At 71.2% G+C, this 12,912-nt stretch carries 9 protein-coding genes; 3 read left to right on the top strand and 6 right to left on the bottom strand.

The window, feature by feature from the left end:
• Positions 1-137: 137 nt before the first annotated feature.
• From nadE to Q8791_RS20870, 4 genes are all read right to left on the bottom strand, one after another.
• Positions 138-968, bottom strand: coding sequence for an ammonia-dependent NAD(+) synthetase (gene nadE / locus Q8791_RS20885; protein WP_330093449.1), 831 nt, complete (start codon positions 966-968; stop codon positions 138-140).
• 230 nt (positions 969-1,198) lie between these two features.
• Positions 1,199-1,783, bottom strand: a complete 585-nt coding sequence (locus tag Q8791_RS20880; protein WP_330093448.1) for a putative glycolipid-binding domain-containing protein — start codon at positions 1,781-1,783, stop codon at positions 1,199-1,201.
• A 101-nt stretch (positions 1,784-1,884) separates the two neighbouring features.
• A complete protein-coding gene (gene putP / locus Q8791_RS20875; RefSeq protein WP_330093542.1) occupies positions 1,885-3,453 on the bottom strand; it encodes a sodium/proline symporter PutP in 1,569 nt (522 codons plus the stop codon).
• A gap of 363 nt (positions 3,454-3,816) precedes the next feature.
• Entirely contained in the window at positions 3,817-4,545 is a 729-nt protein-coding gene (locus Q8791_RS20870; RefSeq protein ID WP_330093447.1) for a FadR/GntR family transcriptional regulator, read from the bottom strand.
• 204 nt (positions 4,546-4,749) lie between these two features.
• Here Q8791_RS20870 and Q8791_RS20865 point away from each other — a divergent pair, with 204 nt between their 5' ends.
• The gene (locus tag Q8791_RS20865) at positions 4,750-6,750 is read left to right on the top strand and encodes a S1 family peptidase (protein ID WP_330093446.1); all 2,001 of its coding nucleotides are present in this window, start codon (positions 4,750-4,752) and stop codon (positions 6,748-6,750) included.
• Between the two features lie 210 nt (positions 6,751-6,960).
• Positions 6,961-10,836, top strand: coding sequence for an FxSxx-COOH system tetratricopeptide repeat protein (gene fxsT / locus Q8791_RS20860; protein ID WP_330093445.1), 3,876 nt, complete (start codon positions 6,961-6,963; stop codon positions 10,834-10,836).
• Between the two features lie 40 nt (positions 10,837-10,876).
• Here the strand turns inward: fxsT and Q8791_RS20855 are convergent, their stop codons facing one another.
• Complete coding sequence (locus tag Q8791_RS20855) at positions 10,877-11,092, bottom strand: DUF397 domain-containing protein (protein ID WP_330093444.1); 216 nt, start codon at positions 11,090-11,092, stop codon at positions 10,877-10,879.
• Between the two features lie 143 nt (positions 11,093-11,235).
• On the opposite strand from Q8791_RS20855, the gene Q8791_RS20850 reads away from it, so the two are divergent.
• Positions 11,236-11,556 (top strand): CU044_2847 family protein, encoded by a 321-nt coding sequence (locus Q8791_RS20850; protein WP_330093541.1) that lies wholly within the window; start codon positions 11,236-11,238, stop codon positions 11,554-11,556.
• A 151-nt stretch (positions 11,557-11,707) separates the two neighbouring features.
• Here the strand turns inward: Q8791_RS20850 and Q8791_RS20845 are convergent, their stop codons facing one another.
• Positions 11,708-12,790, bottom strand: a complete 1,083-nt coding sequence (locus tag Q8791_RS20845) for a ribonucleotide-diphosphate reductase subunit beta (protein WP_330093443.1) — start codon at positions 12,788-12,790, stop codon at positions 11,708-11,710.
• Positions 12,791-12,912: the final 122 nt, after the last annotated feature.

Below are 12,912 nucleotides of genomic sequence, written 5' to 3'. Positions count from 1 at the left end.
GGATCTGACGCCCCTTTTGAACCGGCGGTTCACCCTCCTGGAAAAGGTGGTGCCTGCACCACCGCGCGGGAGCGTCCGACAGAGTACCGGCGTCCGGGTGCGAAGAGCCGTGTCCGGGAGCGCCGGACGGCGACGGCTCAGGGAGCGGTGGGCAGGGCGCGTTTGTGCGCGGTGGCGCGGTAGCGGTCGACCAGTGCGGTCTCCACGTGCTCGGGCACGGGCAACCCCTCCAGGAAGTCGTCGATCTGATCGTAGGTCAGACCGAGCGCCTCCTCGTCCGGCTTCTGCGGCGACAGGGACTCCAGGTCGGCGGTGGGCACCTTCGCGACGAGGTCGCCCGGGGCGCCCAGCTCCGCGGCGACCGCGCGCACCCGGCGCTTGGTCAGCCCGGTCAGCGGGACGATGTCGACTCCGCCGTCACCGTACTTGGTGAAGAACCCCGTGACCGCCTCGGCCGCGTGGTCGGTGCCGACCACCAGACCGCGCAGCCCCCCGGCCACGGCGTACTGGGCGATCATCCGCTGGCGGGCCTTGACGTTCCCGACGACGAAGTCCTCGGAGGCCGCACCGGTATAGGTCATGCCCGCGGCGGCGAGGGAGGCCGCCATGGCGTCGCTGGCGGGCTTGACGTCCACGGTGAGGCAGCGGTCCGGCTCGGTGAAGGCGACGGCGCGGGCGGCGTCCTCCTCGTCCTTCTGCACGCCGTAGGGGAGGCGCATGGCGACGTACTCGACCGTGTGCCCGGCCTCCCGCGCGCGGTCCACCGCCAGGCGGCACAGGCGTCCCGCGGTGAGCGAGTCGACACCGCCGCTGATGCCCAGGACCAGTGCGGTGGCGCCGGTGGAGGCGAGCAGGTCGGAGAGGAAGGCCACGCGCCGTTCGATCTCGGCGCGGGCGTCGAAGGCCTCGGGCACGTCGAGATCGAGGATGATCTCGCGGCGGGCCCGTCTCAGCTCGGTGTCGGTCACTGCTGTCCCCCGTGGGTCTCGTGCGTGTGCCCGCCGATTATCGCCTGCGGCACGGCGGGCCGCCGAGTCGGGGTCTCGCGGACGGAGGGCGGGAGAAGTGCGCCCGGGCCGGGGGCCGGCCGGGGCGCCGGGGACGACGGGTCGGGCGGGGGCGCCGGGGACGGGGAGGGCGGCGGGCCCGCGGGGTGGCCGGAGCACCGGTCGTCCGGGGGGCGGGCGCCGCGCTGGTGTCAGTCGTCCGCGCGCAGCCGCCGGGCGAAGCGCTCGTAGTCGACCACCACGCCGTGCCCGTCGACCGACAGCCGGTACTCGCCGTGCAGGGGGTCCCGGTAGGTGTAGCGCTCCAGCCCTGCCTCGGCCGGGTGGCGCGTGTAGCGCTGCCGGACCCGGCGCACCCGCAGGGACGGGATGTCGATCCAGACGACCTGGATGTCCCGGTACTCGCCGGGCCGCAGACCCAGGCGGCGGATAGGGAGGGTGTTGGTCAGGGGGGTCGCGGCGACGTCCACGTCCAGGCAGCCGACCAGCCCGGGGAGGGGGTTCCCCTTGCCGTCGGCCCAGTGACCGCCCTGGGAGGTGAGGACGACCGACGCCGGCCCCTGCGCGGTCACGACCTCGGTGCGCACCTCCCTGGTCGCCCAGGCCAGGTCGGTGCGGACGGTGAAGCGGGTGAAGAACCGCTCCTCGCCCTCGACCACGGTCTCCCCCGCCTCCAGGCGGTAGCCGTCGGGTTCGGGAATGAGTGTGCCCAGGCCGAGCCCCTCGGGGACGTCGGTCCGGGCCCACGCTGCTGGAAGTTCCGCCAGTGACGACATGTCACCGTTCTACCGCCCTCCGGGGTCGGAGCGCCAGATCGGGCCCGGAATCCGCGTGGGAACACGGCCGCCGCTCCGGCGGTCGGCCGTCCGGGTGGGGATCAGACCCTGACGCTCTCCTCGGCCCCGGGGTCGGACCTGGCCGCACGAAGTTCGGCCCCGACCCGGTCGAAGTCCTCCTCCATCTGCGGGCTGACCTTGGCCAGCCCGTTGAAGACGAGGATCGCGACGAGGCTGAGGACGACGGCGGGCACCATGGCGTACAAACCGATGCCGAGGTAGGCGGTGTCGACGATGTCCCAGAGGACGGCGGTGGTACCGCCCGCGAGCATGCCCGCGAGCGCCCCGGCCCAGGTCATCCTCTTCCAGAACACGGAGAGCACGAGGATCGGGCCGAAGCCCGCTCCGAAACCGGCCCAGGCATAGCCGACGAGGTCCATCACCGACTGGTTGCCCCACAGCGCGATCGCGGCGGCCCCGAGGGCGACGGCCACGACGGTGACGCGGCTGATCCACAACAGCGCCCCCGGGTTGGCGTCCCTGTCCACGAAGGCCTTGTAGCCGTCCTCGGTGAGCGCGGACGCCGCGACGAGCAGCTGGGAGTCCGCCGTGCTCATGACGGCGGCGAGGATGGCGGCGAGCAGCAGCCCGGCGACCAGGGGGTGGCTCAGCGCCTCGATGAGCAGGGGGAAGACCTGCTCGGGATTGCTGAGAGGGGTGTCGAAGTAGGCGATGCCGATGAAGCCGATCGCCACGGCCATGGCCATGGCGCTGACCGCCCAGGTCACGCTGATGGCGGCGGCCTTCGGAATGTCCTTCACCGACCGGATGCCCATGTAGCGGGAGAGGATGTGGGGCTGTCCGAAGTAGCCGAGGCCCCAGGCGAGTCCGGAGAGGATGACGACCCAGCCGAGCGTCTCGGTGGTCGCCCACTGGCCGAGGTCGGCGTCGAGGGACACGCCGCCGACGGCGGAGAGGAGGCCGTCGCTCTTGGCGGACACCCCGTCGGCGAGGCCTCCGAAGCCGCCGAGGGCGGTGACGGCGAGGACCGGGACGACGAGCAGGGCCAGCCACATCATCGCGGCCTGCACGACGTCGGTGTAGGAGACCGCGAGGAAACCGCCGAGGACGGTGTAGAGCACCACGATGCCGACGCCGATGGCGATGGCGGGGGCCGGGGACAGGCCGAAGACCTGGTCGAACAGGGCCGCCATGGCCACCAGGCCGGACGCGACGTAGAAGAAGTAGAAGACGATGATGAGGATCGCCGAGACCCCGCGCAGGAGCCGGGTGGGGTCGTTGAACCGGTTCTCCAGGAAGGAGGACAGGGTCAGCGAGTCCGAGTCGCCGCCCACACGGGAATCGGTGACCCGCTCCGTGTACACCCGCAGCCGGGGTGCGAGGAGAACCCAGCTTCCCGCGAAACCGCAGGCCAGACCGACGGCGATCCAGGCCTCGCCCAACCCGGACACGTAGATGGCGCCCGGCAGGCCGAGCAGCAACCACCCGCTGAAGTCGCTGGCGTTGGCGCTCAGGGCGGCCACCCAGCTGTTGAGCTGACGGCCTCCGAGTACGAAGTCGGACTGCGAGACGGTGCGTTTGTAGGCCCAGAGACCGATGGCGACCATACCGGCGAGGTAGACGCCGAAGGTCCCGATCGACCAGAGCATGGATTCACTCAAGACCGGCTCCCCCTTTTCCTCACGCGCGCAACTCACGCGCTTACGCGCTGCTCACGAATATTGCTCGCGATCATGACCCTTTGTCCCTCGGGCCACAACGGCTGTGCGCGGAACCACACTGCTTTGAGACCCCGCCGAGTCCCCGGCCCGCCCCCCTTGTCCGAACGGCCATACGGGGCGCTCTCCGTTTGTCGGATCGGACATACGCGAGGGCCGCGGCCGGGCTTCCTCCGCGTGGGCCGGAAGCCCGTGCCGGGCGGGGTTCCCGGCCCCCGGTGCGACCGGGCGGAGGCGGCTCGGGGCGACGGGAGCGCGGGGCGGGGCGTGGCCCTCGGGGCCGCCCGGGGCGGTTCAGCCGAACCGCGCGCGGAGCTCCGCCTCCACGGCGGCGAGGTGTGCGCCCAGGGCGAGCCGGGCCGCCTCCGGGTCCCGGGAGCGGACGGCGCCGACGATCGCGTGGTGCTGGGCGTTGCTGAGGGCCATCCCCTCCTCGGAGGGCGGAGCCGTGTCCATGAGCCCGTTGACCCGCAACCGCACGTCCGTCAGAGCGTTGGCGAGCTCCCCGGACCCGGTCAGCCGGGCGAGGGTGACGTGCAGGACCGTGTCGAAACGGCGGTAGGCGTCCTGACCGGCCCGGTCCGCGTCGGCGAGGCGGGCCGCCAGCAGGCGGTCCTGGGCGGCGGTCAGGCCGGTCTCGGCGAGCCGGACCACGACCCCGGTCTCCAGTCCGCGGCGGTGGGTGAGCAGGTCGTCCAGCCGGGAACCCGTGGCGGTGAGACCGCGCAGGGCCTGGTCGGGGGTCGGAACGGGTGGGACGTCGGAGACGAACGTGCCGCCGCTGCGCCCTCTGCGCGACTCGGCGTACCCCCGGTCCTGGAGATGGCGCAGGGCCTCGCGCAGGGTGACGCGGCTGATGTTCAGCCGGGTCGCGAGGTCGCGTTCGGCGGGGAAGCGGGTTCCGGCGGGGACCACGCCGAGCCGGATCGCGCACAGAAGCCGGTCGACGGTGGCCTCCAGGGCATTGCCCGACGGGACCGGGCGGAAGACCGCCTCGGCCGCGGGATCGGAGGGAGGATCCACGGGACCAGCTTAGGGCGGTCCGGGTCGGGCGGGGTGCGACCGCGGGGGGAGGACGGCCCGGGGGAGGCGCCCAGCACGCACCCGGGCCCGTCGGGCGCCGGAGGGCCCAGAAGCGGCCGGAGTCGGCCTCCACCCCCTGGTTCACAGTCGCCCCTCGGGGGAACTGTTCCGTGCACAGTGCATTAGAGAGAGGTCCCCCCGCCAGTGGCCACCCCCCCTTCTCCCCGCGGCCTCCAGCCCAACGAACCGGCCTGGCAGATGCGGGTGCTCGACCGGTACGGCGCCACGCGCGACGCCGTGGACGACGCCGTGGGCGGCGCCGTCCTGCTGTCCCCCAGCCTGCTGGTGACGTGCGCGCACGTCGTCAACACCGCGCTCGGCCTCGACGGGGACCGGGAGGAGCATCCCGGCGAGGGCGCCACGGTGCTCCTGCGCTCGTTCGACGACCGGGTGTGGGAGGCCGAGGTCCGCACCGACCTGTGGTCGGCGGGTCCTCTGAGCCGCGACCTGGCGCTGCTGCACCTGATCGGTCCGGGACTGCCGGACACCGACTTCCCCGTGCTGAGCGGCTGCGCGGACCTGGACCGGAACCAGGCCCTGTACACGTCCGGCTACCCGACGGGCATGCGCTCGCTCCAGGCCTCGATGACCTACCAGGGCAAGGGCGGCCCCAACGGGGTCACCCACCAGGTCGAGACCCCCGTGTCGCGCTCGACCCGGATCACGGGCGGGTTCAGCGGATGCGCCGTCCGGACCGAGACCGGCGAGTTCGTGGGCCTCGTGCAGAAGAACCACCAGTACGGGTGGAACGACGACGGCGAACCCTCCGGCATCGTGTTCATCCTGCCCGTGGAGGAGATCCTGGGTGAGCGGGAGGGGGGTGAGCTCGTCTCGGTGCAGCGCCTGACGGACGAGTCGCTGTGCGGGAGGCGGACCTACGACCGCCTGCACGACCTCCTGGACTCGATCCCCCTGGAGGCGGTCCCGCCGGAGGGACTGCTGCGGTCCCGTGAGATACGCAGGGTCAGGCGGCAGGGGGCGGCCACGAACGCCTGGCGCGTCCTCACCGCGCTGTGGGACCTGGTTCCGGAGGCGGGGAGACCGCCGTTACGGGTGGCCTGGGTGCACCACGTGTACCGGGAGATCTCCCCCCACAGGCCGGTTCCGCCGATGGTCTGGCAGTGGATCCGGGACGAGGCCTCCGTCCTGGGACGCGAATGGGCGGAGACCCTGTCCGACGACCGGGACGAACGCCTGCGCCGACACAGCGCCCCCGCGCCCGCCGCGCACCCGGAACCCGGCCCCGACGAACCCGACACGCTGGTGTTCTTCGACCTGGAGCCGGTGACCGGCGGCTTCAACCTCTCGCACAGCTTCGCCCACCGGGGCGAGGGGGACGGCCGTCCCCTGCGCCAGGCGACCAAGCTGGTCCGCGAGCCGCAGATCTGCGACGAGATCGGCGACCTCATGAGCGAGGTCGTCATGCGGAGGCAGATCGTCCCGAACGAGGAGTCCCTGCGTCTGTGCGTCCTGCTGCCGAGGAACCTGCTGTACCTGCGCCTGGGGCAGGCCACCGGCACCAGCGAGGTGCAGTTCCCGCCCCGGTTGGGATCGAGGTACGAGATCGTCTACCACATCCGGGAGCGGCATCTGAATCCCAGTTATCTGGGGACGCCGCCCGAGCGGTGGCGCCGCCGCTCCGGGGAGCAGCGGGCGAAGGCCCTGGTGGGGGACCGCAACGTCCTCCTCACCTGGGAGAAGCAGGCGAGCGAGGTCGCCGACGCCCTCTCGAAGACGCACCTGACCATCTGCGCCGTGGACTCCGAGCACGACGACGCCGAGCACGTCTACGACTCCGCCGTCGTCATGGGTGTCCCCACCGTCGTCAAGGGCCCCAAGAAGGCTGTTCTCGACTTCCTCACCGAGTTGCTCGAACGCGAGCCCCGGGCACGCGTGGGCATCACCGCCCTCCCCCGCACCCTCCGTGACAGGTCGCAGGACGCACCGCACCTGCGCGACGTCTCCCTCGTCCAGGACGACTACGGGGACGCGCTCGTCCAGGCCGTCCTGGCCCAGTCCGTTCTCGACGGCGGCTCCCTGGGCCCCGGGGGCGGGCGGTCCCCGGAGCCCTCGCCGGACGGCGCCGAGAACCCCTCGGACGGCGCTCGGCGCGACGCGCCCGGCCCCGGGGAGCCGGCGCTGTGACCGTCGCCCGCCGACTGCCCCGGCCGGAGAGAGGGATCGGGAGAAATCGCCGGTGCACGGCCTTCTCCCCGAATACTTCTCCTGGATGGGCCCAGGCCCCCGAATGCCATAGAATCGACGAGACGAAAGTTCCATGAGGAGCTCAGAAGAGGGAAGCATTTCCACCGACCCCTCCTTTGAAGATCCCCACAAGGGGAAAAAGACGACATAATGGACGATTTGTCCCACAGGTACCAGAACGCACTCAGCAATCTGACAGGTGGCTCGTCCCGCCTGGTCGTACTCGTCGATTCCTCGCCCCTGATGGAGCTGCACCGCGACAGCGTGTCCGAGCTGGTCGAGGGGGCCGAGCGGGCCGGGTGCGCCGTCGTCCGCTTCCACCCCGGGGACCCCGCGCACACCAGGGACGAACACGATCCGCCCTGGCCCCTCCACTCCCCCCTCCCCCCGGACGCCGCGGCCGTCCTCGTCGTCACCGACACGCAGGACCGGGGTTGGCGACAGCCGAGGCTGCGGACCTGGGTCGCCTCTCTCGCCTCCCGCCTGCCGACCGCGCTCCTCCACCTCATGGACCGCTCCGTCTGGTCGGGGGGCCCGCTCGCGCCCTGGCCGATGCGCATGACCGCGCCGGCCCCCGTCTCCCCCTCGGCGTGGGAGTTCGCGGGGCCCGTCGGCGACTCCGAGGACACCGGCCTCCCCGAGGACGTCGCCGTGCTCCCCGTCCTGGGGTTCGCCCCGGACTCCGTCACCGGGTGGGCGGCGGTCGTGGACGGCTCGGTCGACTCCTGGGAGGCCGACGTCGCCGTCCTCCCCGTCGACGGCACGCGGCCCCCGGGTTCCGCCCCCTGGGACCCCGACCCCGTGTCGCGCTTCCTCTCCCACGCCTCACGCGGTGCGCGCGACCTCGCCGTCCGGCTGGCCCAGGCACCGGTCAACCTCCGGGTGGCCGAGGTGATCCAGGGCAACATCCCGCACGCCGCCCGCAGCGGTCGCGCGGCCGTCACCGAGATCGCCGAGGTGTTCGGCAGCGAGCTGATGGATCCGACCGTGCCCCTGGGAGACCTCGACGACCCCGCCGCCACGGCCCTGGAGTTCCTGCCCGGGGTCCGCAGGGACCTCCTGGGCGGGTTCGGCGACCTCAGCGTGATGCGCTCGGTGTTCTACTCCCTCGGGATCGAGTTCAAGGACTCCGCCCGGATCTACCAGTGGCTGTCCCGGATCGAGTCCGGCGCCCCCCTGGACCCCTCGCTCGACGGCGAGGAGAACCTGGCCCGCGCCGTACTTCCCGCGCTCTCCGAGATGCCGGGCGAGTACCGCCGGTTCGCCCAACACCTCCGCGCCGCTCTGGGCGACGCTCCCGAACACACCGCCCCGGCGGACACGGCGCCGGTCCACGCGACCGCCCCGGGTGTCGAACGCGTCCCCGACGGCCCTCCCCGGCGCCCGCGCACACCCCGTTCACAGCCCCCCGCTCTCCTAGAGGAACCGAGCCCGACCGTGACCGACTCCCACATCACCACGCCGGAGACCGCCGTCTCGGAGCCTCTGGACGTCGGCAGTTCGAGGCTGAGGCGTTCGCGGCCGAAGGCGCTCGCCAAGCTCCGCGGCGTCCCCCCGCACAACCTGAACTTCACCGGACGCGAGAGGATCCTCGAACACGTCCACGACCTGTTGGCGGAGTCCTCCGGCGGGGTCTACCTGCTGGCGGGCGGCGGCGGCATCGGCAAGACCCAGATCGCCACCGAGTACGTGCACCGCAACCGCGACGAGTACGACCTGATCTGGTGGTTCGCCGCCAACAGCGCCTCGGACGTCCAGCAGTCCTACCTGCGCCTGGCCCGGTACCTGGGCATCGGCGAGGACACCGGGAACCTGGAGCAGGTCGCCCAGCAGGTGCGGGAGGTCCTGGAGGGAGACCCCCACGTGGGGCGCTGGCTCCTCGTCTTCGACGACGTCTCCGAACTCGCGCAGCTGGGGGACGACACCCTCCCCGCGAACGGTCCCGGGGACGTCATCATCACCTCCCGCGACCAGAGCTGGATCCCCAGCGGGCGCAGCGAGGGCGCGATCGTGCCCAGCCTGAGCCCGCAGGAGAGCGTCGCCCTGCTCCGCAAGGTCTGCCCCCAGGGCCTGGAGGACGACGTGACCGCCCTCCAGATCGCCGACCGGCTCGAACACCTCCCCCTCGCGCTGGCGCAGGTCGGCGCCTACCTGCGGGACTCCCTCATGAGCGTGGCGGAGTTCCTCCACCTGCTCCAGAACAAGTTCGACGAACTCGTCACGCACGTGGAGCCGGAGGACCTGTACCCCCTGCCCCTGGCCGCCGCCTGGAACATGCAGCTCGACGACCTGCGGCGCGGCACCGGGCCCGACCGCGCCCTCAAGCGGATGGTCCGTGAGTTCGTCCAGCTCTGCTCGTTCTTCGCCCCCCGCTCCCTCTCGCGCACCCTGTTCCACCGCGCCCGCGGGTTGAGCTCCAACCCCGACCTGACGCAGATCCTCGGCAACGAGATGGTCCTGACGAGGGTGCTGCGCTACGTCAGCAGGCACAGCCTCGCCGAGTTCGACCGGACCAACCACACGTTCCAACTGCACGTCACCTTCCAGACCGTGGTGCAGAGCACGCTCAGCGACGAGGAGCGGGTGCGCTACCGGGACCTGGCCCACCGGCTGCTGGCGCAGAGCGACCCCCTCGGCCCCGAGCTCCCGCAGAACTGGCCCGAGTACCAGCTGCTGTACACCCACGTGGACGCCTCGGAGGCGTGGCGCAGCCACGACCCCCAGGTCCGCGGGCTGGTCAGCAACGTGATCGTGTACCTGGTGGAGACCGGGAACGGCAACGCGGCCCTGGCCCTCGCCGACCGCGCCATCGAGGCCTGGTACGACGACACCGCGCAGCGGTTCCAGATCCAGCTGCTCCGCGCCAAGATCCTGCGGATCCGCGGCGACAACGAGATCGCCCTCGCCGAGGCGGAGCGGATGTACGCGGAGCAGGCGCAACTGGAGGGCGCGGAGAGCGAGGAGGCCCTGGAGGCCCACCGGGCGCGGGCCATCGCGCTCAGCAACCTCGGGCACTACGCCAGGGCCCTGGCCATGTTCGAGGACATCCACCGGACCAGGACCACGCTCTTCTCCGAGGACGACGAGAACACCCTGGTCATCGCGCACGACATCGGCGGCTGCCTGCGCCGCCTCGGCCGCTTCCGGGAGGCGCTGGAGCTGGACCGGCGCACCCTGGAGCAGCGCAAGTACGTGTTCGGGCCGGACGGCATCCCGACCCTGCGCACGCGGCTGTCGATCGGGTTGGACCTCATGGCCCTCGGCTATCTGGGGGAGGCCCGGGAGACCCTGGAGGACTGCCGCAGGCGCTTCGAGGTCACCGAGGCCAACGCCAGCACCCACACCTCGGAGATCCCGATCTTCCTCTCCGTGATCCACCGCAGGCTCGGCGACCACACCCTGGCCCTGGAGCTGACCGAGCAGGCGCGCGAGGTCAACGTCGCGCGCTACGGACCGCACGCCCCGTCGACGCTGCACCTCAACAGCATCCACATGGTGAACCTCGCCTTCGCCAACCGCCTGGACGAGGCCCGGGACCTGGCCGAGGACCTCCTGGCGCACATGGACGACAGGTTCCCCGCCCGCCACCTCTTCCCGTGGGCCTCGCGGGCCAACGCGGCGATCGTGTTCCGGGTGCTGGGCGAGTACGAGCGGGCGCACGAGCTGGACCGCGCGGCCATGGAGGCGATCCGCGAGCGCTTCCCCGACGCGGACGTCACCCTCACCGCCGTCGAGGTCAACCTGGGCAACGACCTGTTCGCCCTGGGGAGGCTCAAGGAGGCCCGGGCCCAGGACGTCGCCAGCGTGGAGCTGTGCCGGGAGACCCTGGGGGAGCACCACATCTTCCTGACCACCGCCCGGCGCAACCTGCTGATCAGCCGGCGGGCGCTGGGCGAGGACGTCCAGGGCGAGTGGGAGGCCCTGCGCGAGCTGTACGCCTCCCGGTTCGGCCCCGACCACCGCTTCGTCACCACGATGGCGTCCTTCGTCCGGCTGGACACCGACATCTTCCCCGTCAGGGACTGAGGCGGGGCTCCCCCGTGCCCGTCGGAGCCGCGGGGTCCGCTCAGAGCAGGGACGAGACCAGCGACAGCCACTCCCGGGTACGGAACCGCAGGACGTCCCCGTCGGGGTGGTGGGAGTCGCGGAGAACGACCCGTCCCGGCTCCCCCAGGGACGCCTCGCAGCAGTCTCCGCCGGTACCGGACCTCGACGACTTACGCCATCCTGTGCCGTCGCGCCCGTCCCGCCAGGTGGCCTGTGAGTCGTTTCGCCCGGTCATAACTGGTACGTCCCACCGTTTCCTCCGCGCGGACGGCAGCGGAATATCATCGTTGCCGGATATCTCACAACATTTTACTTTCTGTGGACATCAAGAGGAATGCCAAGCCCCTTCGGAGAATGCGTGAGGCCAATGTGAACAAAGTGATCGACTTCGTCACCGACGACGGCACCGTGATCAGCATCGAGTCCGCTCCCGTCCGCAGGGAGGGGGCCTCCAACGTCTCCCGGACCCCCGCGAACGCCACCGGCGACAAGAGGCTCGACTCCGTGCTGCTCCGCATCAGGAAGGTCGCCGAGGCCGTGTCCGCGCAGCTGGAGGAGCTCTCCTCGTCCTCACTGGCCCCCTCGGAGACCGAGGTCGAATTCGGTGTGACCGTGAGCGCCGAGGCCGATGTCGTGGTGGTCAAGGGAACCGGCGAGGCCACCTTCAACGTCAGGATGACCTGGACGAACAAGGGCTGACCCCGGAGTCCGGGCCCCGCCGGGCACCGGTGGGCGCACACGAAAGCGGCCCGGATCGCGCGCCTCGATCCGGGCCGCCCCAAGGGGAGACCGTCTTCGTCTCCCGGGAGGAAAGCGCTGTTCGGCCCGCGTCACACGGGCCGGATCCCCGTCAGTCCCAGTCCAGGCCGCCGCCGGTCTGGTACTCGATGACGCGGGTCTCGAAGAAGTTCTTCTCCTTCTGGAGGTCCATCATCTCGCTCATCCACGGGAACGGGTTCTCCGCCTCACCGAAGATGGGAGCGAGACCGATCTGCTCGGCGCGGCGGTCGGTGATGAAGTGCATGTACTTCTCGCACAGCTCCGCGTTGAGGCCGAGCACGCCGCGCGGCATGGTCTCGCGGCCGTAGGCCACCTCCAGCTCGCACGCGTCCTTGAGCATCTGCCGGACCTCGCTCTGGAACTCCTCGCTCCACAGGTGCGGGTTCTCGATCTTGATCTGGTTGATCACGTCGATGCCGAAGTTCAGGTGGATCGACTCGTCGCGCAGGATGTACTGGTACTGCTCGGCGATGCCGATCATCTTGTTGCGGCGGCCCAGCGACAGGATCTGCGCGAAGCCGGTGTAGAACCACATGCCTTCGAAGATCACGTAGAACGCCACGAGGTCGCGCAGGAACGCCTGGTCGGCCTCCGGCGTACCGGTGCGGAACTCCGGGTCCTCGAGGTTCTGGGTGTACTTGAGCGCCCAGGCGTCCTTCGCCGTGATCGACGGGACCTCCCGGTACATGTTGAACAGCTCGCCCTCGTCCAGGCCGAGGCTCTCGCAGATGTACTGGAAGGTGTGGGTGTGCACCGCCTCCTCGAAGGCCTGGCGCAGCAGGTACTGGCGGCACTCGGGGTTGGTGAGCTGGCGGTACACGGCCAGGACGATGTTGTTGGCGACCAGCGACTCGGCGGTCGCGAAGAAGCCGAGATTGCGCTTGAGCATCAGGCGCTCGTCCTCGGTCAGCCCGTCCTTGGACTTCCACAGCGCGATGTCGGCCTGCATGGCGACCTCGGTGGGCATCCAGTGGTTGTTGCAGCCCGCGAGGTACTTCTCCCACGCCCACGTGTACTTGAGCGGGAGCAGCTGGTTGACGTCGGCGCGGGCGTTGATCATCGCCTTGTCGTCGACGTTGACGCGCTCGGCGTCGCGCTCGATCGCACCCAGGCCGCTGGTGGCGCTGGCGTTGTTCTCGGAGACTGCGGTCATGCTGGGGTTCTTCCGTTCTCCGGCCGGGCCGGAAAGTCGTTGTCGGGAGCGCGACGCGGTCACGTGGCCGGGGGCGGGTCGGGGCCGGGGCGGGGACCGACCGGCCCCGCCCGGGGCCGCCC

The sequence above is a fragment of the Nocardiopsis codii genome (genome assembly GCF_036327455.1).
In the GTDB taxonomy this organism is placed as follows: Bacteria; Actinomycetota; Actinomycetes; order Streptosporangiales; family Streptosporangiaceae; genus Nocardiopsis; species Nocardiopsis codii.
Note: the sequence above shows the minus strand (reverse complement) of the source record. Positions and strands in the feature narration are given on the sequence as shown.

Excerpts from the sequence above, each read along its gene's own strand:
- Q8791_RS20880 (WP_330093448.1), bottom strand. The coding sequence starts at position 1,783 with ATGTCGTCACTGGCGGAACTTCCAGCAGCGTGGGCCCGGACCGACGTC.
- putP (WP_330093542.1), bottom strand. The coding sequence starts at position 3,453 with ATGCTCTGGTCGATCGGGACCTTCGGCGTCTACCTCGCCGGTATGGTC.
- fxsT (WP_330093445.1), top strand. The coding sequence starts at position 6,961 with ATGGACGATTTGTCCCACAGGTACCAGAACGCACTCAGCAATCTGACA.
- Q8791_RS20855 (WP_330093444.1), bottom strand. The coding sequence starts at position 11,092 with ATGACCGGGCGAAACGACTCACAGGCCACCTGGCGGGACGGGCGCGAC.
- Q8791_RS20845 (WP_330093443.1), bottom strand. The coding sequence starts at position 12,790 with ATGACCGCAGTCTCCGAGAACAACGCCAGCGCCACCAGCGGCCTGGGT.